We start from the raw sequence: 18,499 nt of genomic DNA on the forward strand, positions 1-18,499 counted from the left end.
CTCCCCCACGGGGGGACCTACTGCGCGGCCTTGGCCACCTCGACCGCGTACACGTGGTTGGCCCCGTGCATGTTCGAGCGGAACACGATCCACTTGGCGTCCGGCGTGAAGTTGACGTTCGGCTCCAGGCGGTAGTCGTGGCCCTGCATGTTGACCAGCCGCTCGGTGTCCAGCACGCCCGGCTGGATCAGGGTCTCGGAGCCCGGGGCGTGGATGCCGGCGACATCCGGGATGGCGCGCGGACGCATCAGGTACAGCCATTTGCCGTCGGGCGCGTGGGCGACCATCTCGCTGTCGCCGCCGTCCCCGGCGAACAGCTTGCCGTCCGGCGAGGTGTTGAAGTGCACCGACCAGGCGTTGCGGTCCAGGTGCATCCAGGTGCGCTTGCCGGTGGCGATCTCGTAGCCGGCCACCCAGAAGTCCTCGCCGCGCGGGGTCTGCAGGTCGTACCAGATGGTCTTGCCGTCGGCGCTGAACCACTCGTGCCCGGCGATCTCCATGTTCATGGTCCGGGCGTGGATCTTGACCGGCGTGTCGCCGGCCTTGTCGATCCGCACCAGCCACAACCGGTCGACCTTGTGCCAGGGACCCTCGTGGCAGAACATCAGCAGGCCCGGATCGGTGGGCGAGAACTGCAGGTGGTTCAGCCAGTCGGTGGCCTGGTGCACGACCTTGCGCTCGCCGGTCGCGGTGTTGATCGTGAAGATCTCCATCGGGATGCGGCTGTCCAGACGCGCGTTCAGCTGCACCTCGCGGCCCTCGGCGTAGGACAGCTCGCGGCCGTCGGCGCTCTTCACGTCGTCCGGGTTCTTGGGCAGGGCGTCGGCGAGGTTGGGCACGGCCGGGACGTCGGTGCGCATGGCCACCCCGGCCAGCAGGGTCTCGTCGGCGTTGATCGTCTGGATGCCCACGCCCTTGGCCAGCTTGGCGATCGCGCGGACCCTCTTCGTTGCGGGATCGACCGCCTCGACCTGGCCCGAGCCGTCCTCGGCGGTGCGCTGGTAGTAGACCTGGCCGGTCTTGCGGCCGACGAACAGCAGCCGGACCTTGCCCACGACGACGGGCGTGAGGGCGTGGCTCTTCAGGTCGACCACCGAGACGCCGTCGGGCGTGCTGATCGCCAGGAAGCGGCCGTCGGGCGTGTAGCCGTTGTAGTTGAAGTAGAGGCTGCCGCTGCCGGGCTTGTCCGACAGGCGGATCACGCGGTGGCCGGTGTCCTTGTCGATCCATTCGCGCGGGGCCTCGGGCAGGCCGGCGCGGGGCTCGGTGACCCGGTCCTGGGCCAGGGCCGGGACGAGGGCGGCGGGCGCGGCGGCGGCGAGCAGCAGGCTCACGGCCGCGGCGCGGAGGAGGAGGGCGGTCTTCATCGGCGTCACCTCACTTGGTCCGGATGTCGGCGCGCGGCGGGGCCTTCATGCCCTCGCCGAGATAGAAGCTGGTGTGCGGCGGCTGGTTGTAGGCGGTGTTCTGCCAGGCGATCGACACGCGGTACTGCGGGTCGTGCATCAGGGTCACCAGGCGGCGCTGGGTGACGTAGGGCGTGGCGTAGATCCGCAGGCTCTTGTTGTCCTCGGCCCGCCAGATCACCTCCTCGCGCCAGTCGCCCAGGATGTCGGCCGACAGGGCCGGGGTCGATTTGGTGCCGTTGTTGGAGGTGATGCCCTCGGCGGTCAGCAGCGGCCTGGCCTCGCCGGTCTTCCAGTCCCACTTGCTGATCTGGTTCTTGTCCAACAATTCGCGCAGGTCGTCGCCGTCCCACCAGATGGCGAAGTTGGTCTGGCGCGGATGCTTGACCCCTTCGATCGGCTTGCCCTGGGCGGTGTAGAGGGTCTCCTGGTTGGAGCCCCAGGCCTCCTCGCCCGGGAAGCGTGGGTCGATGTCGGCAGACAGGCCCCGGCCGGTGTCCTTGTCGGACGGGGTGCTCCACAGGACCTTGCCCGTGCGGGCGTCCAGCATGGCCGCGCCGATCCCGCCGTTGTTGCGCATCTCCTCGTGCACCCCGAACTTCTCGAGGCCGGGACGGGTGGGGTCCAGGTCGCCCACGTGCATGGTGTCGCCGTGGAAGAGGCGGGCGCTCCACAGGCCCTTGCCGGTGTCGTCCACCGCCATCGAGCCGTAGATGATCTCGTCGCGACCGTCGCCGTCGATGTCGGCGACGCTGAGCTGGTGGTTGCCCTGGCCACCGAAGGCCTCGTTGCCGGGCGCGGCGCTGTCGAACAGCCAGCGCTGGGTCAGCTTGCCGCCCCGGAAGTCCCAGGCCGCCACCGTGGAGCGGCCGTAATAGCCGCGGCCCATGACGATGCTGGGCAGCCGGCCGTCCAGATAGGCGGTGCCGGCCAGGAAGCGGTCGGAGCGGTTGCCGTAGCCGTCGCCCCAGACCTCCGTCATCTGCTCGACGCTGGGCGCGTCGGTGCGCGGATCGCGTGGGGGCGAGTAGGGGGCGCTGGCCAGGGCCTTGCCGGTCGCGCCCTCGAACACCGTCAGGTATTCGGGGCCCTTGAGGATGCGGCCCTGCACCTTGGCGACCTTGGTCCCGTCCGGCAGGGTCGTGGCGCCCGTGCGGTCGGCCTGGGGTCGCTCGCCCCCGTCCTCGCGCCAGTCGGCCTTGGGATCGCCCAGCACCTTGCCGGTCCCGTCGACCGTGCCGTCGCTGGTGCGCACGGCGATCTCGGCCTTGCCGTCGCCGTCGTAGTCATAGACCTGGAACTGGGTGTAGTGCGCCCCGGCCCGGATGTTGCGGCCCAGGTCGATGCGCCACAGGCGCTTGCCGTCCAGCGTATAGGCGTCGAGGAAGACGTTCCCCGTATAGCCGCCGAAGGCGTTGTCCTTGGAGTTGGTCGGGTCCCACTTGAGGACGATCTCGTAGCGGCCGTCGCCGTCCAGGTCGCCGACGCTGGCGTCGTTGGCGGTGTAGGAATAGGCCTCGCCCGCCGGGGTGACGCCGCCGGCCGGCGGGTCCAGCGGGAGGCTCAGATAGCCGTCGGCCCAGACCTTGGCCGGGGCGCTGGGCGCGGCCTCCTTGCCGCCGACCACCGCGCGGACGGTGTAGGTCGCGGTCGGGCCGCCGGTCTTGTCGACGAAGTCGGTCGGGCCGGTCAGGGGGGAGGCGTTCAGCTTCGCGCCGTCGCGATAGAGGTTGAAGGCGATCTTGGCCGGGTCGTCGCCCAGCAGCCGCCAGCTGACCAGCACGCCGCCGTCCACGGCCGGCACGGCGACCACGCCTCGGTCGAGGGCCTCCATCCGGCGGGGGGCGGCGAGCGCTGATCCGCCCAAGGACGATAGCGCCGTCGCGCCCAGAAGAACCGTCGCCGCGATCCGCGAGCCCCGGTTTCCACCACGCTTACTCATGCGTCGAATCCCTTTGGTTTCCCCAGTCCAGGCTCGCGACGGCCGTTCTTCGCGGCCTCGGGGTCGGCGTCAGGGCCGCCTCGCGAGCGTTGCAACAGCCTTACATCATGGAAACAAACTTCTGTCTTCCCACAAATTGCGTTGACATCTCAGAATGTGGAACTATTCCTATTGTATGAGAAATGCGCCGCCGTGCGCTGCGAGCAGCCCGTTCAAGGGTCGCCGCAGGGCTCGGTAAGGCGTCCGGGGTCTTCGTCGGGAGACCTCAGGTCATGGTTAGAGGGAGGGAACCCAATGCTTGCATCCACTCGCGGCCGTCGTGCGGCTGTCGCCACCGCGTCCTTGCTGGCGCTGACCGCGGGCATCGCCTGCGCGAGTCAGGCCGAGGCCCAGGCCAAGCCGGCCGCCGCGGTCGAGGACAAGGCCACAACGATCGACGAGGTCGTCGTCGTCGGCACCCGCGCCAGCCTGCAGTCGGCCATGAACCGCAAGAAGCGGAACGGCACGATCTCCGATTCCATCGTCGCCGAGGACATCGGCCAGTTCCCCGACAAGAACATCGGCGAGGCCCTGGGCCGCGTGACCGGCGTGCAGCTGGCCCGCGACTTCGGCGAAGGCAACGCGGTCTCGATCCGCGGCGTCGAGCCGGACCTGAACCGCGTCGAGATCAACGGCATGAGCGTGCTGTCGACGGCCGGCAACCTGCAGGTCTACGGCGGCGGCGGCCGGTCCAACGACTTCCGCGAACTGGCGGCGGAACTGGTCCAGTCGATCGACGTGTTCAAGGGCTTCACCGCCGACATGACCGAAGGCGGCGTCGGCGGCACGGTCTCGGTGACCACCCGCAAGCCGCTGGACTTCGCCAAGCCGACCATCTCTATGACCGCTTCGGCCCAGAAGCTGGACACGATGAAGGACTGGGCGCCGCGGTTCAACGTGATCGCGGCCGGCAAGTTCTTGGACGACCGCCTGGGCCTGATGGCCAACGTCACCTACGACGACGTCGACACGCGCGGCGACTTCGTCCGCAACACCTCGTGGGGCCGCTTCGCCGACTTCGACAACTCGGCCGACAAGACCGTCCCGTACTACAACACAGCCTACAACAGCTCGATCAACGACCTGGCCCGCAACGTCACCACCCAGGCCAACTGCGCCGCCCTGGTGACGCCCGACGCGACCCAGATCTCGTCGGCCAACCTGCGCACGGCCTGCCAGTCGCAGTGGTACGACTATGCGCCGCGGACGGCGCGCTACGGCGTCTGGTATCGCAACGACAAGCGTATCTCGTCGGAGTTCACCGCCCAGTACCGGTTCAACGATCGCCTGGACGCCTGGATCAGCTACAACTACGACGAGCGTAAGCAGAAGCTCAACGACATCAACTACGGCACCGATTTCACGGCCGTGGCCCGCCTGCGCAACCTGGTGGGCACGTCGTGCTCGGCCACCGACACGACCGCCAGCTCGGTCAAGGTCGACGCCAACCACAACGTCACCGGCTACACGCTGGGCAACTGCCTGGTGACCGCCAGCGCCGGCGGCAACCTGGGCTTCGGCATCAGCGCCCGCGACTTCGCCTATGACAGCAAGAGCGAATACGTCAGCTTCGGCGGCCGCTACAAAGGCGACCGTCTGCAGATCGAGTTCATGGGCTCCGACGCCAACACCGACACGACGTCGCAGACCAACAATGTCAGCGTCAGCTTCGACACGCCCGGCATGGTCGTGACCCTGGACGGCAACGGCGAGCCCTCGTTCAAGTTCGCCAGCGGCTACAGCCCGTCGGACGCCTCGGCGATCCGCCAGTGGCAGATCCAGTACCGCCCGTCGCTCGTGAACCAGAAGGAGCAGCAGTACAAGCTCGACTTCGACTACGACACGCACCTGCCGGTCATCCACAAGCTGGAGTTCGGCGGCCGCGCCACCGACTACAAGACCGAGGGCTACGGCTACGGCGGCTTCATCCTGGACGGCGGCGCCAACCCGTATGCGACCACCGACGACACCGTGATCTACAGCAACGCGGTGAACTCGACGGCGACGATCAACAACGCCGCGGGCGCGCCCGACCAGACCAATCCGGTGCTGGGCACGACCTACACCACCGGCTACTGGGGTTCGTCGGAGGTCTGGTCGCGGGCCTTCTCGAACCAGGTCTTCGCCTCGGGCATGTCGCCCCTGCCGTCGAACTTCTATTTCGGCGGCGGCTCTATGCCGATGAACTGGCTGTATCCGAACTACGACGTGATCTCGCAGAACCTCGACACGTCGCACTTCAACCTGAACAACATGGTCCACACCGTCGGCAACGACGGCAAGGCGCATGACCAGATCCCGTATCGGATCCAGGAAGAGACCAACGCCCAGTACATCAAGTTCGACTATTCGGTCCCGATCGGCTCGTTCGATCTGGACGGCAACTTCGGCTGGCGTCGGGTTCAGACGAAGGTGACCGCGGAAGGCGTCTCGACCCGCCAGCAGTCGTACGCGGCCACCAACGGCGGCACGGCGACGACCTACATCCTGTCCAACAGCCTGCGCAGCTACAAGAAGGACTACACGGTCTGGCTGCCCAGCTTCAACGCCGGCCTGTGGTTCGTGCCGAACAAGCTGTCGACGCGCTTCGGCTTCGCCCAGCTGATGGCCCGCCCGCGCCTGGACTTCCTGCTGCCCACGGTGACCTGCACCACCGACGCCTCGCCCGACGCCAACGGCGAGTTCGACGAACCGAGCTGCACCGCCGGCAACCCGGACCTGAAGCCCTATCGCGCCAACCAGTACGACCTGAGCTTCGAATACTACCCCAACCAGGACACCCAGGTGTCGGTGGGTCTGTTCTACAAGGACATCAAGTCGTTCTACGTCTCGTCGCGCACCCTGCTGGGCAAGCGTGACGTCTACGGCGACGGCGTGATGTACAACTACAACACCTACGTCAACGGCGACGGCGCCAAGATCAAGGGCGTGGAAATCACGGCCAAGACCGCCTTCACCTTCCTGCCGGGCTGGCTGTCGGGCTTCGGCGTCGACGCCAACTACACCTACCAGAAGGCCACCGACGTGGGCCTGTACTCGATCCTGGACGGCTCTCCCCTGCCGTTCCCGGGTCTGTCGCCCGACAGCGCCAACGCGACCCTGTGGTACGACAAGGGCCCGTTCAACGCCCGCCTGGCCTACAACTACCGCTCCAAGTACCTGATCTCGGCCGCCGACAACTCGGGCCAGCCCGTCTACCGCGACTCGACCGGCTACCTGGACGGCAAGATCACCTGGAAGCCGGACCTCTGGAACATCCAGGGCCTGTCCTTCTTCGTCGAAGGCAAGAACCTGACCAAGGAAGAGGAACGCTCGACCGCCGGCGACATCCGCCTGACGGAACTGGGCTACTTCGGCCGCCGCTTCTTCGTCGGCATGACGGCGAAGTTCTAGGACTGCGCTTGGCGGCGGCGTCCCGGTGTCGAGCCCGGGACGTCCGCCGCCCCCACGATCTAGGGACGACTTCAGGGCCGCGCCGGCATGGCGCGGCCCTTTTCCTTTGATCCTCACCGTGTCATCCCGGAAACGCGAAGCGTTGTCCGGGACCCAGGTGAACCGCACCGCATCAGCCCAGTCCCCAGTCCCCAGTCCCCTGGGTCCCGGACAGCCCCTGCGAGGCTTCCGGCATGACAACCGTTGGGGGGTCTTGAAGTCGAAGCTAGAGCTTCAGCGCGTACACGCCGAACCGCCGCACCCGCAGGTGGCTCCAGGTGGTGCGCAGGCCGAACCAGCCGCGCGTGTAGGGCTGGACGTCGTCCAGCTCGAACAGCTTGCGGCCGTCGTTCCAGTACTGGATCAGGCCGCCGTCGGCGACCAGCCGCACCGTTTGCCAGCGGTTGGCGACCAGCATCTCGTCGGCCGCGGCGTGGTCGTGCTGGGGCAGCAGCGGCCGGTCGCCCGGGCGACCGACATAGCGGCGGAAGCGCGTCGAGGTGTTCCCGTTGCCGCCCTGGCCCACATAGTAGGTCTTCAGGGTGTCGTAGTCGGCGAAGGCGCCGGTGCGCGGCGTGGCCAGCGGGCTGCCGCCGCCCGCGTCGCGGGCCATCCAGAAGGCGTTCAGGTCGCTGACGCGGTCGTTCGGACCGCCCGCCGAGACCGCCTGGGCCTGGTATTCGATCAGCACCGGATCGACCAGTTCGGCCCTGAACCACAGGGTCAGGCCGGCCGGGGTCTCGATGTCCAGCACGCCGTCGCGGACGCTCACCTTGGCCGGTTTCTCGGCCTCCAGCGCCCATCGGTCCAGGCCATGGCGGAAGTCGTCGGCGTGCAGGCGGCGACCGCGCCGGGGCGGCGTTTCGGCGAGGGCGGGCCCAGGGGCGGGCACGGCGGCCAGCGCGGCCAGTCCGCCCAGGACGGCGCGGCGCTTCATGGCGTGTCTCCGTCGAGGATGAAGTCCGAACCGTCCTCGGCGACGATCGGCTCCACGCCCGGGGCGGCGCCCAGGTCCAGGCGGTCGAAGCGGCCGGCGCGGACGGCCTGCAGCAGCACGGGAGGGCGCGGATCGGGCGTCAGGGTCTCGATGCGCACGTTGTCCAGCCTCAGGCCGTCGACGTGGCGCGCCCACAGGCCGTGGGCCGGGCTAGGGCCGAACATGCTGGGCTCGGGATAGGCCTGGGCCATGTCGTCGGGCCGCCGCGCGGACCACTCGGCCAGGCCGCCGCCGGCATAGACCAGGCGGATGTCGGTCAGCGTCACGTCCTGGATCGGATGGCCCTCCAGGCCGGCGATCGTGGCGGCGTAGTCGGGCAGGATGTCCCAGGCCGTCAGGTTGCTGACGCTGACCCGCCGGATGGCCCCGCGCGTCGTGCCCTCGGGCCCGCGCCCCCGGTCGCCCAGCCGCAGGAACAGCGGGGCGGTGGTCACCTCGCGCAGGACGACATTGTTGATCGAGATGTCCTCGATCACGCCGCCGTCCACGGTCTCCAGGGCCAGGCCTCGCGAGCGGGTGAAGACGCAGTCGCTTATGGTGATCTCGCGGAAGCCGCCGTTGGACTCGGTGCCCAGCTTGATCCGGCCGGTGACGCGGTCCTGGTCCGGCGCCAGTTGCTGGGTCCGGCCCTGGGTCCCGTCCAGCAGGGTCCCCAGGTCGAAGCCGCTGACGTGGCAGCCGGTGATCTCGATCCGCTCGGTGGCCCGCGCCTCGCCCAGGGCCATGGAGCTCTTCAGCACGATGGCGTCGTCGTTGGGCGTGTTGACCCGGCAGTCGGCGATGAGCACGTCGCGGCAGCAGTCGATGTCCAGGCCGTCGCGGTTGGTGTCGATCCGCAGGCTCCGGATCGTCAGGGCGTCGCAGCCGGTGGCCAGCACCGCGAAGTGGCCGCCGCGCCAGATGGTGAAGCCTTCCAGGCGTACGCGACGGGCGTTCTTCAGGGCGATGGCCTTGTTGCCGTGGCCGGCCATGGCCTCCAGGTCCGGGACCAGGATCGCCATCGCCTCGGCCGACAGGTTGGCCATGCTGACCGGGAACTCGCCGGCCTGGCGGGTCCAGCGCGAGCCGGGACCTTCGCGGGTCATGCCCACCCCGTCGATCATCCCCGGGCCGACGACGGCCACGTCCTCGACGTCGTCCGCCCAGATCAGGCTGTTATGCCAATGGCTGTGGCCGAAGTCCTGGTAGAGGTCGAACGGGTTGGGCTCGGCGGCGTCGTAGGCGCCGGCATGGCGGGCCGGGTCGGCGGCTTCCAGCACGCACCCTTCGTCCAGGCGCAGGGCGACGCCGCTGAGCAGCCGGATCGAGAACGACAGCCATCGCCCGGCCGGCAGCACCACTTCGCCGCCGCCCACGGCATGAGCCACCGCGATCGCCGCGTTGATCGCGTCGGTCGCCAGGGTCGCGCCGTCGCCGACCGCCCCGAAGTCGCGGACGTCGAACGGCGCGCGGGTCATGCGTAGAGGCCGTGCCGCTTGAGGAAGGCGCTCAGCAGGGCGGGCCAGGGCATGGCGACGCCGCCGGGGCCGTTCAGGCCGAAGCCGTGGCCGCCGGACTCGAAGACGTGCAGCTCGCTGGCGATCTTCTGGGCCCGCAGGGCCTGGAACATCATCAGGCTGTTCTCCATGGCCACCACCTTGTCGTCGGCCGCGGCGGCGATGAAGGTCGGCGGGGCGTCGGCGGGGACGCCGTGCTCGGCCGAGACCGCCAGGCGCTGGGCGTCGGTCGGGGCCGCGCCCAGCAGCGACTTCAGCGAGCTGCCGTGGGCGTAGGGCGCGGTCATGGTGACCACCGGATAGAACAGGCCCGCCGCATTGGGTCGGGTCGAGAGCTTGTCGGCGGCGTCGATGGGGGCGTAGGTCTCGCGGCCGAACTGGGTGGCCAGCCGCGCGGCGACATGGCCCCCGGCCGAGAAGCCGGTCACGGCGATCCGTTCGGGATCCAGCCCCCACTTGCCGGCGTTGGCGCGGATCAGGCGGATGGCGCGCTGGGCGTCCTGCAGCGACACGTCCGGCCCCGCCGCCCAGCCGTCGGCGGGCAGGCGGTAGTCCATGACGAAGGCGGTGACGCCCTGGTCGGCGATCCAGGCGTCGATGGGGCCGCCGTTCTTGCCGACCGCCACGCGGATATAGCCGCCGCCCGGGATCATCAGGATCGCCGCGCCGTTCGGCCTGGCCGGCCGTCGCATCATCAGCCAGGGCTTGGTGATGTTCAGATAGGCCGTGTCGTTGGGATCCCCGCCGGGCTTGCGCAGGATCACCTGCTCGGTGACCGTGACCTTCTCGCCGCCGGGCGGCTTGCCGGGCCACAGGTCCATGACCTCGATGCCGGGCGGGGTCGATTGAGCGCGGGCCAGGCCCGGCGCGGCGACGGCCAGGGCGCCCAGGCCCAGCAGCGAGCGACGATCAGTTTCCACGAGGGGCCTCCGTACTGTGGGCGGCGCTGGGAGCCAGGACGAACGTGTCGGGCGAGGGCGGTTTGGCGGGGTCGAACGGCGGCAGGCCGTCCAGCAGATGCGCCGCCAAGTCGGGGACCTGGCTGCGGATCCCGCTCGCCACGCATTGGGCCAGCACATAGGCGCCGTAGTTGTTGTGATGGGTGGCGTCCTTGCCGCCGTCGCCGAACGCCTTCCAGGCCTGGTCGGGACCCAGGGCCTCGTAGAAGGCCGCGCTCAGGGTCAGCAGGTCGATCACCGGGACGCCGGTCTCGCGGCCGACCGCGCGCACGGCTTCCGGATAGTCGCCGTGGGTGTTCACGATCCTGCCGGCCGCGTCGAACTTGCGGCGGTGCATCGAGGTCACCAGCACCGGCTTGGCGCCGCGCCGGCGGGCCTCGCCGATATAGGCCTTCAGATAGTCGCGATAGGTGGTGGCCGCCTCGGCGTAGGTCTGGGGCCAGTTGGCCTTCTGGTCGTTGTGGCCGAACTGGATCAGCAGCCAGTCGCCGGGCTTCACCCGGCTCAGCAGCTTGTCCAGCCGGTGCTCGAACAGGAACGACTTCAGCGTCTCGCCGGACTCGGCGTGGTTGGCCACGGCGATGTCGGGCTTGAAGAACCGAGGCAGCATCTGGCCCCAGCTGGCGCCGGGCTCGAAGCGCTGGTCGGTAACGGTGGAGTCGCCGGCCAGGAACACCACCGGCACGGTGACGGGCTCGACCCGCAGGCGGCGCACGGCCGGGGCGGGGCCGCAGAACTCTAGGGTCAGCTTGTCGTCCCAGTCGTACGAGCCTTCCTCGCGCGGGTTCAGCAGCACGCGCACGCCGCCGGGGGCGTTGGGCGGCGGGGGCTTCAGGGCGGCGGTGCGGACGTCGACCACGAACTCGACCGTGGCGGTCCTGCCGGGCCTGGCGACGATCCGCTCGGCCATCAGGCGGCGGGACTCGGCCTTGATCGTGGTGTCGGACGCGGCCTTGGCGCCCAGCTCCACGACCACCCGATAGTCGCCCTCGGGCACGGCCAGCGAGAACAGGAACGGACCCCCCGCCGGGGAGGGCTCGAAGCCGTGGCCGATCGCCGGGTCATAGACGGCGTCGCGCGCCACGCGGACATGGCCTGGCGCGGCCGTCCTGTCGTCGCCGAAGTCGAAGGCCCAGCTCTGCATCGATGTCACCGGCTCCGCCGCCCAGCTCGCGCCCGGCGACCAAAGGGGCGGCGCGACGGCCAGGGCGGCCAGGAGCGCGCGTCTGTGCATCATCAAGGCCGGCCTCCCCTCAGCGATCTGCGTCGCGCTGCGTTGGCTCCAGAAATATCGGCGGGGCCGCACCAAGGCAACGAATTTCACATTACGAGATTTAGTCCCGCAAAATGGAACTCAAGGTTTGGCGACCGGCAAGGTCAGGGTCGCCCCCTTCAGCCCCGGCGCGCCGGCCTGGACCGTCACGACGCCGCCGGCGCCGGACCCGCGCACGAAAGCCGCAGCCTTGCCGCGCCAGGCCTGGCGGGTGGGCGAGGCGAACGGCGTGTGGTCGGTCGGGGCGGCGTTGTCGGCGGCGACGAAACGTCCCGAACCGCCGACCGCGAAGGTGATGGCGGCGTCGGATGACGGCACGATCACGCCCTTGGCGTCCACCACCTGGGCGCGGACGATGGCCAGGTCGTCGAAGGTCGAGCCCACGGCCTTGTCGTCGCTGGTCAGGACGATGCGCGCCGGCGGACCGGCCGTGCGCAACACGTCGCGCGGACCGGACGCGCCGCACGAGGCCGTCACCTCGCCCGGCGCGAAGGTCACGGCCCACTGGCGGGGCGAGCCGTCGGCGGGCAGGGGCTTGGCGCCCAGGGCTTTGCCGTTCAACGACACCTCCACAGACGGGCAGTTGCTGTAGACCTCGATGGTCTCGGGATGCGGCGACAGGTCGGCGGGCGTCCAGTCGTCGGCGATGTCGACCTTCGGCCGGGGCGTGGCGACGGCGATCATGGTCGGCAGGGCCGGGGCCGGACCCGCGCCGTCGTTCGGGGGCGGCGGGGCGGCCGGGGCGGCGTTGCGCACCACGTGGATCACCGGCGTTTCGCCCCACCAGCCCGCGCGCTGCATGCCCGAGACCTTCAGGGCCCCGGTGCGGTCGATCAGGCCGGCGGGATTGTCGATGTTGGGCCAGCCGCTGCGGTCGGACTCGCCCAGATAGTCGACCCCGGTCCACAGGAACATGCCGGCATAGGGGGCGTAGTCGCGCACCGCGATCCACGAGCCGCGCGCATGGCTGTTCTCGGTCCCGACGATCTTGCGCGCGGGCTTGGCCTCGTGGGCGGCGGTCAGCTCGTTCTCGCGGTAGTTCTGGCCGACCACGTCCAGCATGTCGGCCAGGCCGTTCTGGTAGTCGCCGGTCACGTTGGGGCGGAACAGGCCCATGGTCACCGGCCGGGTCGGGTCGGTGTCGTGCATCACCGCCAGCAGGCTCTTCAGCGCCGCCTTGGCCTGGACCGGATAGGCGGTGTCGTGGATCTCGTTGCCCGCGCTCCAGATCACCACGCTGGGGTGGTTGCGGTCGCGGCGCAGCATGTCGCGGGCGTCGCGCTTGGACCAGTCGCTGAAGAACAGGTGGTAGTCGCCCGGCGTCTTGGCGACGTTCCACTGGTCGAACAGCTCGTCCATGACCACCAAGCCCATCTGGTCGGCCAGGTCCAGGACCTGGGGCGAGGGCGGGTTGTGGGCGGTGCGCAGGGCGTTGACGCCCAGGGCCTTCAACGCCGTGAACCGCTGGCGCCAGACGGCCAGGGGCACGGCTCCGCCCAGGGCCCCGCCGTCGGCGTGCACGGCCACGCCTTTCAGCTTGATGTTCCGACCGTTCAGCCAGAAGCCGGTGTCGGCCTTGAACTCGGCGGTGCGGACGCCGAACGGGACCGTCTCGCTGTCGCCGACCTGGCCGTCGGCGCCGATCACCCGGACCGTGGCGCGGTAGAGGTTCGGGCTGTCCAGGTCCCACAGGCGGGGCGAGGGCAGGTCGATCTCGGCGGCCAGGGTCTCGGTGCGGGCGACGCCGACCGCCACCGGCGCGACGGCGCGCTTGGCCACGACCTTGCCGTCCGGATCGGTGACGACGATCTCCAGCCCCGCCTTGGCGTCGGCCGCCCCGCCGTTGGTGACGTCGACCACGACCTTGGCGACCGCCTTGTCCGTGGAAATCGTCGGCGTGCTGACGAAGACGCCGCCTTGTTCGATGTGCGCCTCGCCGGTCTCGATCAGCCGGACCTTTCCGAGGATCCCCGAGCCGGCGTACCAGCGCGAGGACGGCGCGAACGAGGTGTCGGCCCGCACGGCCAGCACGTTGGGGCCGTCGGCGCGCAGGACGTCTGTGACGTCGTAGCGCAGGCCCACATAGCCGCTGGGGCGATGGCCCAGGTGGTGGCCGTTGATCCAGACGCCGCTGCGCTCCATCACCTGGTCCAGCTCGACGAACACCCGACGGCCGGGCGCGGGCTTGACGTCCAGGACCTTGCGGTACCAGGCCACGCCCGTGGGCAGGAAGCCGCCGGCCCCACCCGCCCGGGCGTTCACGTCGAACGGCCCGGCGATGGCCCAGTCGTGCGGGACGCTGACCGCGGCCCACTTGGAGTCGTCCAGGCCGGTCGTTTCCGCGCCTTCCGGGTCGCCCTGCACGAAGCGCCAGCCGTCGGCGAGGGGCGTGGTGACGCGGTCGGCGGCCTGGACAGCGGTCGCCAGGGTCAGGGCCGTGGCGGCGAGGAGGAGGGTCTTGAGCAAGGCGGGCTCCTGGGGGCATCGTGGCTTCATTTCAGTTGTCATCCCGGAAGCCTCGCAGAGGCTGTCCGGGACCCAGGGGACTGGGCAGATGCGGTGCGGTTCACCTGGGTCCCGGACAAGCGCTGCGCGCTTTCCGGGATGACAACCGTTTAGGGTCCTCCATGCGTGGTCACGGCCCGCCGACCCGCTCCACGGGATCACCGTCCAGGTCGATCCGCTCACGGACGATCTCCAGATGGTCCCCCGCGTCGCGCATCTCGTAGAGCTTGCCGCGGGCGTTCTTGAACGGGCGGTGGACCACCATCATCAGCTGGCCGTCGAAGCGCTTGAACAGCATGCCGTGGCCGCTGTCGTAGCGGACCAGGGGCTCCAGCTGCTCCCACGGCCCGGCTAGGGTCCCGCTCTTCGACCGGGCCTGGGACTGGACGTAGCCCTTGGCGTCGTAGCTGGACCACAGCATCAGCAGGACGCCGGTCCGGGTGCGGAACAGCTCGGGCCCGTCGGTGACGAACACCGTGTCGCCGGCCGGCTGCTTCTGGCCCTTGGCCCAGGGCGCGTCGCTGGCCTTGAACAGCACCATCGACGGTCCCTTGGCGGCCAGGTCGTTGGTCAGGGGCAGGGCCTCGATCGTCCCGTCGGTGGCCTGCAGCCACTCGTGGGCGTAGACGAACCAGGGCTTGCCGGCGGCGTCGACGTGCAGCGTGCCGTCCAGGGTCATCAGGCCCTTGGGCGCGACGGGCTCGCCGCCACGGACCAGCTTGAACGGCCCCTCCGGACGGTCGGCCACGGCCAGCACGGTGCCGCGGCGATAGGGCTTGCGCTTGTCGACCGGCGGCAGGGCGGCGGCCTCGTCGTGGAAGGTGGTGAACAGCCACCAGCGGCCGCGCCACCGGTGGACCTCGGGCGCCCAGGCGCCGTCCTTGAACCAGGAGCCGGTCGGGGCGACGAACACCGCCTTGGCCGGGCTCCAGGCCTTCAGGTCGCGGCTGGTGTACATCATCGTGCCCAGGCCGGGCGCGCCGCTGACGGCCGGGATGTTGGACGTGTAGAGCCGATAGAGCCCGGCTTCGGCGTCGGCGACGATCCAGGGGTCGTGCAGCGGCATGTCGGGCAGGGCCAGCGTCGCCGGCCTGGCCGCCTCGGCGGGGGCGGGCGCCGGCCGGGCCGAGGCGCCTGTCCCGCCGATCGCCAGCAGGGCCAGCGCCAGCATCACCGTCTTGGCCGTCATGGGTACTCCGAGGTCACTGGAAGCGGTCGTCGCGGGGCCGCCCTTTGGGGGCGGCCCGCCGGTCAGAAGGTGTAGGACGCGCCGAAGAAGAACTGGCGGCCCGTGGTGCTGAACACGCGCTGCGAGCGACGCACCTTGCCGCTCCACTGGTCGGCCTCCTGGTTGGTCAGGTTCAGGGCGTCGAAGGTCAGCTTGAAGTGGTCGGTCAGCTTGTAGGACACCGAGGCGTCGACGTTGGTCGTCGCGTAGCTGCCGTTGGCGTCCGGCACTTCCGACTTGAAGGGCAGGGCGGTCAGGTACTCGTCGCGATAGGCGACCGAGACGCGGGCCGAGAGTTTGCTGTCCTCGTAGTAGAGGGTGGCGTTCACCGAGTGCGGCGAGACGTTCAGGAACTGGTCGTGGATCTGGGTCGCCGGCGTCGTGGCGGTGCCGGACGACAGGTAGTAGAGCACCGAGCTGTCCACGTAGGTGTAGTTCAGCATCGTGCCCAGGTTGTCGAAGGGCGCGGGCAGGAACCGGAACGACTGCTGGTAGTTCAGCTCGATCCCGCGGATGTAGCCGCCCTGGGTGTTGCGCGAGCGGGTGACCAGGTAGGGCGTCGAGGCGTCCTGGCCGGCCGGCAGCAGGGCCAGCGGCAGGCCGGTGTTGCCGTAGGGCTCCGTGGTCGCGATCGTCTGGATCGAGCTCTCGATCTCCTTGTCGAAGACGGTCGCCGACAGGATCGCGCCTTCGCTGGGGTACCATTCCAGGCTGACGTCGTAGTTCTTGGCGCGATACGGATCCAGGAACGGGTTGCCGATCGTCGCCGACTGGGCGCCGAAGGTGGTGTTGACCGAGCCGCCGGGCGTCAGGTTGCCGAAGCTGGGACGGGCCATCACCCGGGCCGCGGCGAAGCGGGCGATCAGGTTCTCGCGCACGTCGAAGGCGACGTTCAGCGAGGGCAGCCAGTCGCTGTACTTGTTGTTGACCGTGACCTGCGAGGTCAGCGAGGTGTAGCCCGTGGCGTCCAGGTCGGTCTTCACGTAGCGGACGCCGACATTGCCGCGCAGGCGATGGCCGTTCAGGACCTCGGTGTCGAAGTCGGTCTGCAGGTAGGCGGCGGTGTCGGTCTCCTGGACTGCACGGTTGTTACCCAGGGCCGAATTGATGGCCAGGGTGAAGTCGCCGTACTTGTTGGCGCAGTTGCAGAGCAGGCCCAGCTTGTCGATGTAGGCCGAGACGTCCGGCACCACCCAGCTGGTCACCGAGCCCGCCGGCAGGTTCAGCTGCTTGCCGAAGCCCGTGATCGTCTCGCTGAGCGGAGCCGAGCCGGGGAAGTCGGTGGCGAACTGGGCGAAGTTGAACGGGATGGTGCCCGTCGCCGTCACGCCCGTCGGGCCGTTGTTGCCGTACAGGCGCTGGACCTGCTTGGTCTGGAAGTCGAACGACTTCAGCGACACGCCGCCCTTGACGGTGAAGACGTCGTTCAGGCGGAACTTGGCGTTCGCCTCGCCGGTCCACAGCGTGTTGAACACCGACGCCTTGACGACGCGGATGTCGGGGGTCAGGCCCGTGCCGGCGTTGGTGAAGGTGACGTTGGCCGGATTGGTGACGTCGTAGCCGTAGTCGATGAAGGGGCGGCGGGCGTCCTGGCGGGAATCCCAGACGTAGCCCGGCTTGTTGAAGCCGTCGTAGGACATCAGCACGTCCCAGGGCTGCTTGAAGTCCGACCCCGAGTGGCCGAGCTTGGCGTCGGCGCTGAACCGGTCGGTGAAATCATGCCGCAGCGTCAGGCCGATCTGGTGCGTCTCGGTGGTGGTGACGCTCTTTTCCTCGATGTGCTTGATGTCGACATTGTTGATCTTCATGTAGTCGACCTGGCCGGTCGGCAGCACGTGGACGTCCATGATCTGGGCGTCGACCCGGCCGGCGAACAGCGGGAAGGCCGCCGTGGCGCCGTTGACGTTGCGGTTCAGCGAGGCGTTCGACAGGGCGTAGTCTGTGCGGTCCTGGTCGAACTTCGAGAAGACCAGGTCCAGGATGACCTCGGTCCGGTCGCTGGGCCGCCATTGCAGGGCGCCGGTCATGCCCAGGCGCTTCTGGTCCAGCTCGAAGCGGCCCAGGCCCGGATTGCGCGGCAGGAAGACGTTGGGCTGGTTGATCGCCGCATAGGCCGTCGGATCGGACGGCAGGCCCGAGAAGCACTGGCCGGCCGGACGGTTGCCCGAGCCCGACAGCGGGTTCACGTAGGGGATGGGGGTGTTGACCACCTGGCTGCCGGGCTGGCTGGCGATGTCCACCGCCGTGCCGCAGAAGCCGTTGTTGGCGTCCGAATAGTCGGACTGCGAGGTGTCGCTGTAGCCCTCTTCCTGCTGCTTGCGCTCGTTGTAGGCCAGCGAGAACAGGGCGCCGAAATCGCCCCAGGTGTCGCTGATCAGGCCGGCGAAGCGCGGGGCCGTGGTCTTGTTGTTGTCGTAGTAGGCGCCCTGGGCCGAGGCGGCGGCGCGGAAGCCCTTCTTGTCGAACGGGCGGCCGGTCTGCAGGTCGACGGTGGCGGCCAGCGAGCCCTCGTCCATCTCGGCCGACTGCGACTTGCTGACAGTGACGCTGTTGAACAGCTCCGAGGCGAAGGTCGAGAAGTCGAAGCCGCGCGAGCGGTTGATGCCGGCCACCACGCCCAGGGTCGAGCCGGTGGTGGCCGAATAGGCCTCGATGCCGTTCAGGGTGGTGCGGACGAAGTCCCCGCCCAGGCCGCGCACGGTGATGTTGCGGCCTTCGCCGCCGTCGCGGGTGATCGAGACGCCGGGGATCCGCTGGATCGACTCGGCCAGGTTCGCGTCCGGGAAGCTGGCCATGTCGTCGGCCTTGATGACGTCGACGATGTTGTTGGACACCCGCTTGGTGTTGATGGCGCTGGTCAGGCTGGCGCGGAAGCCGGTGACCACCACCTCCTCGACCGTGTCGCCGCCGGGGGGCGCCGTCGTCTGCGCCGCCTCCTGGGCGTGGGCGGGGGCGAGCAGGGCGACCGAGGCGAGAACCGCCAGCGAGCAGCCTGAAACCAGACGAGCCGCGTGAATGCGCACCATGACTTCCTCCCTGACCGGGCTCGCGCCCGCTTCTTGTTCCCGTGGAACGACGTCGCCGGCCTTCTTGGGTGGCCGATCGTGCTTGTCGCTCTCTCCCATAAAATGAGATCAAATCCCATTTTCTGAAAACCTAACGCGAAAGATCGGTCGGGGCAATCCCGGCGAGAACGTCGTTATCGAAGCCAGCCGTGGGGTC

10 protein-coding genes are annotated in these 18,499 nt (G+C 69.3%); 1 reads left to right on the top strand and 9 read right to left on the bottom strand.

What is annotated here, in order from left to right; all coding sequences use genetic code 11:
* Positions 1 to 17: 17 nt before the first annotated feature.
* Together WAE60_RS06020 and WAE60_RS06025 are read right to left on the bottom strand one after the other, a co-directional pair.
* Entirely contained in the window at positions 18 to 1,367 is a 1,350-nt protein-coding gene (locus WAE60_RS06020) for an oligogalacturonate lyase family protein (protein ID WP_337685410.1), read from the bottom strand.
* A gap of 10 nt (positions 1,368 to 1,377) precedes the next feature.
* On the bottom strand, positions 1,378 to 3,348 hold the full coding sequence (locus tag WAE60_RS06025; RefSeq protein WP_337685411.1) for a rhamnogalacturonan lyase: 1,971 nt from the start codon (positions 3,346 to 3,348) through the stop codon (positions 1,378 to 1,380).
* 294 nt (positions 3,349 to 3,642) lie between these two features.
* Between WAE60_RS06025 and WAE60_RS06030 the strand changes: the two genes are divergently transcribed.
* Positions 3,643 to 6,780 carry a TonB-dependent receptor gene (locus WAE60_RS06030; RefSeq protein ID WP_337685412.1) on the top strand — a complete coding sequence of 1,046 codons (3,138 nt, stop codon included), beginning with the start codon at positions 3,643 to 3,645 and terminating at the stop codon, positions 6,778 to 6,780.
* Positions 6,781 to 7,045: 265 nt separating this feature from the next.
* Here the strand turns inward: WAE60_RS06030 and WAE60_RS06035 are convergent, their stop codons facing one another.
* The 7 genes from WAE60_RS06035 to WAE60_RS06065 all read right to left on the bottom strand — a co-directional run bounded on the left by WAE60_RS06035 (position 7,046) and on the right by WAE60_RS06065 (position 18,303).
* The gene (locus WAE60_RS06035; RefSeq protein WP_337685413.1) at positions 7,046 to 7,756 is read right to left on the bottom strand and encodes a DUF6250 domain-containing protein; all 711 of its coding nucleotides are present in this window, start codon (positions 7,754 to 7,756) and stop codon (positions 7,046 to 7,048) included.
* On the bottom strand, positions 7,753 to 9,273 hold the full coding sequence (locus tag WAE60_RS06040) for a glycosyl hydrolase family 28-related protein (RefSeq protein WP_337685414.1): 1,521 nt from the start codon (positions 9,271 to 9,273) through the stop codon (positions 7,753 to 7,755). Before WAE60_RS06040 ends, WAE60_RS06035 begins: the two co-directional genes overlap by 4 nt.
* The gene (locus tag WAE60_RS06045; RefSeq protein WP_337685415.1) at positions 9,270 to 10,232 is read right to left on the bottom strand and encodes an alpha/beta hydrolase; all 963 of its coding nucleotides are present in this window, start codon (positions 10,230 to 10,232) and stop codon (positions 9,270 to 9,272) included. Before WAE60_RS06045 ends, WAE60_RS06040 begins: the two co-directional genes overlap by 4 nt.
* Positions 10,222 to 11,508: a rhamnogalacturonan acetylesterase gene (locus WAE60_RS06050; protein ID WP_337685416.1), complete on the bottom strand. Its 1,287-nt coding sequence runs from the start codon at positions 11,506 to 11,508 to the stop codon at positions 10,222 to 10,224. The genes WAE60_RS06045 and WAE60_RS06050 overlap by 11 nt, the downstream gene beginning before the upstream one ends.
* 117 nt (positions 11,509 to 11,625) lie before the next feature.
* Positions 11,626 to 14,010, bottom strand: a complete 2,385-nt coding sequence (locus WAE60_RS06055; protein ID WP_337685417.1) for a glycoside hydrolase family 2 TIM barrel-domain containing protein — start codon at positions 14,008 to 14,010, stop codon at positions 11,626 to 11,628.
* Positions 14,011 to 14,179: 169 nt separating this feature from the next.
* A complete protein-coding gene (locus WAE60_RS06060; RefSeq protein WP_337685418.1) occupies positions 14,180 to 15,238 on the bottom strand; it encodes a glycoside hydrolase family 43 protein in 1,059 nt (352 codons plus the stop codon).
* 62 nt (positions 15,239 to 15,300) lie between these two features.
* Entirely contained in the window at positions 15,301 to 18,303 is a 3,003-nt protein-coding gene (locus WAE60_RS06065; RefSeq protein ID WP_337685419.1) for a TonB-dependent receptor, read from the bottom strand.
* Between the last annotated feature and the right edge of the window lie 196 nt (positions 18,304 to 18,499).

Origin of the sequence: Caulobacter sp. CCG-8 (genome assembly GCF_037402475.1) — a bacterium.
Classification (GTDB): Bacteria; Pseudomonadota; Alphaproteobacteria; order Caulobacterales; family Caulobacteraceae; genus Caulobacter.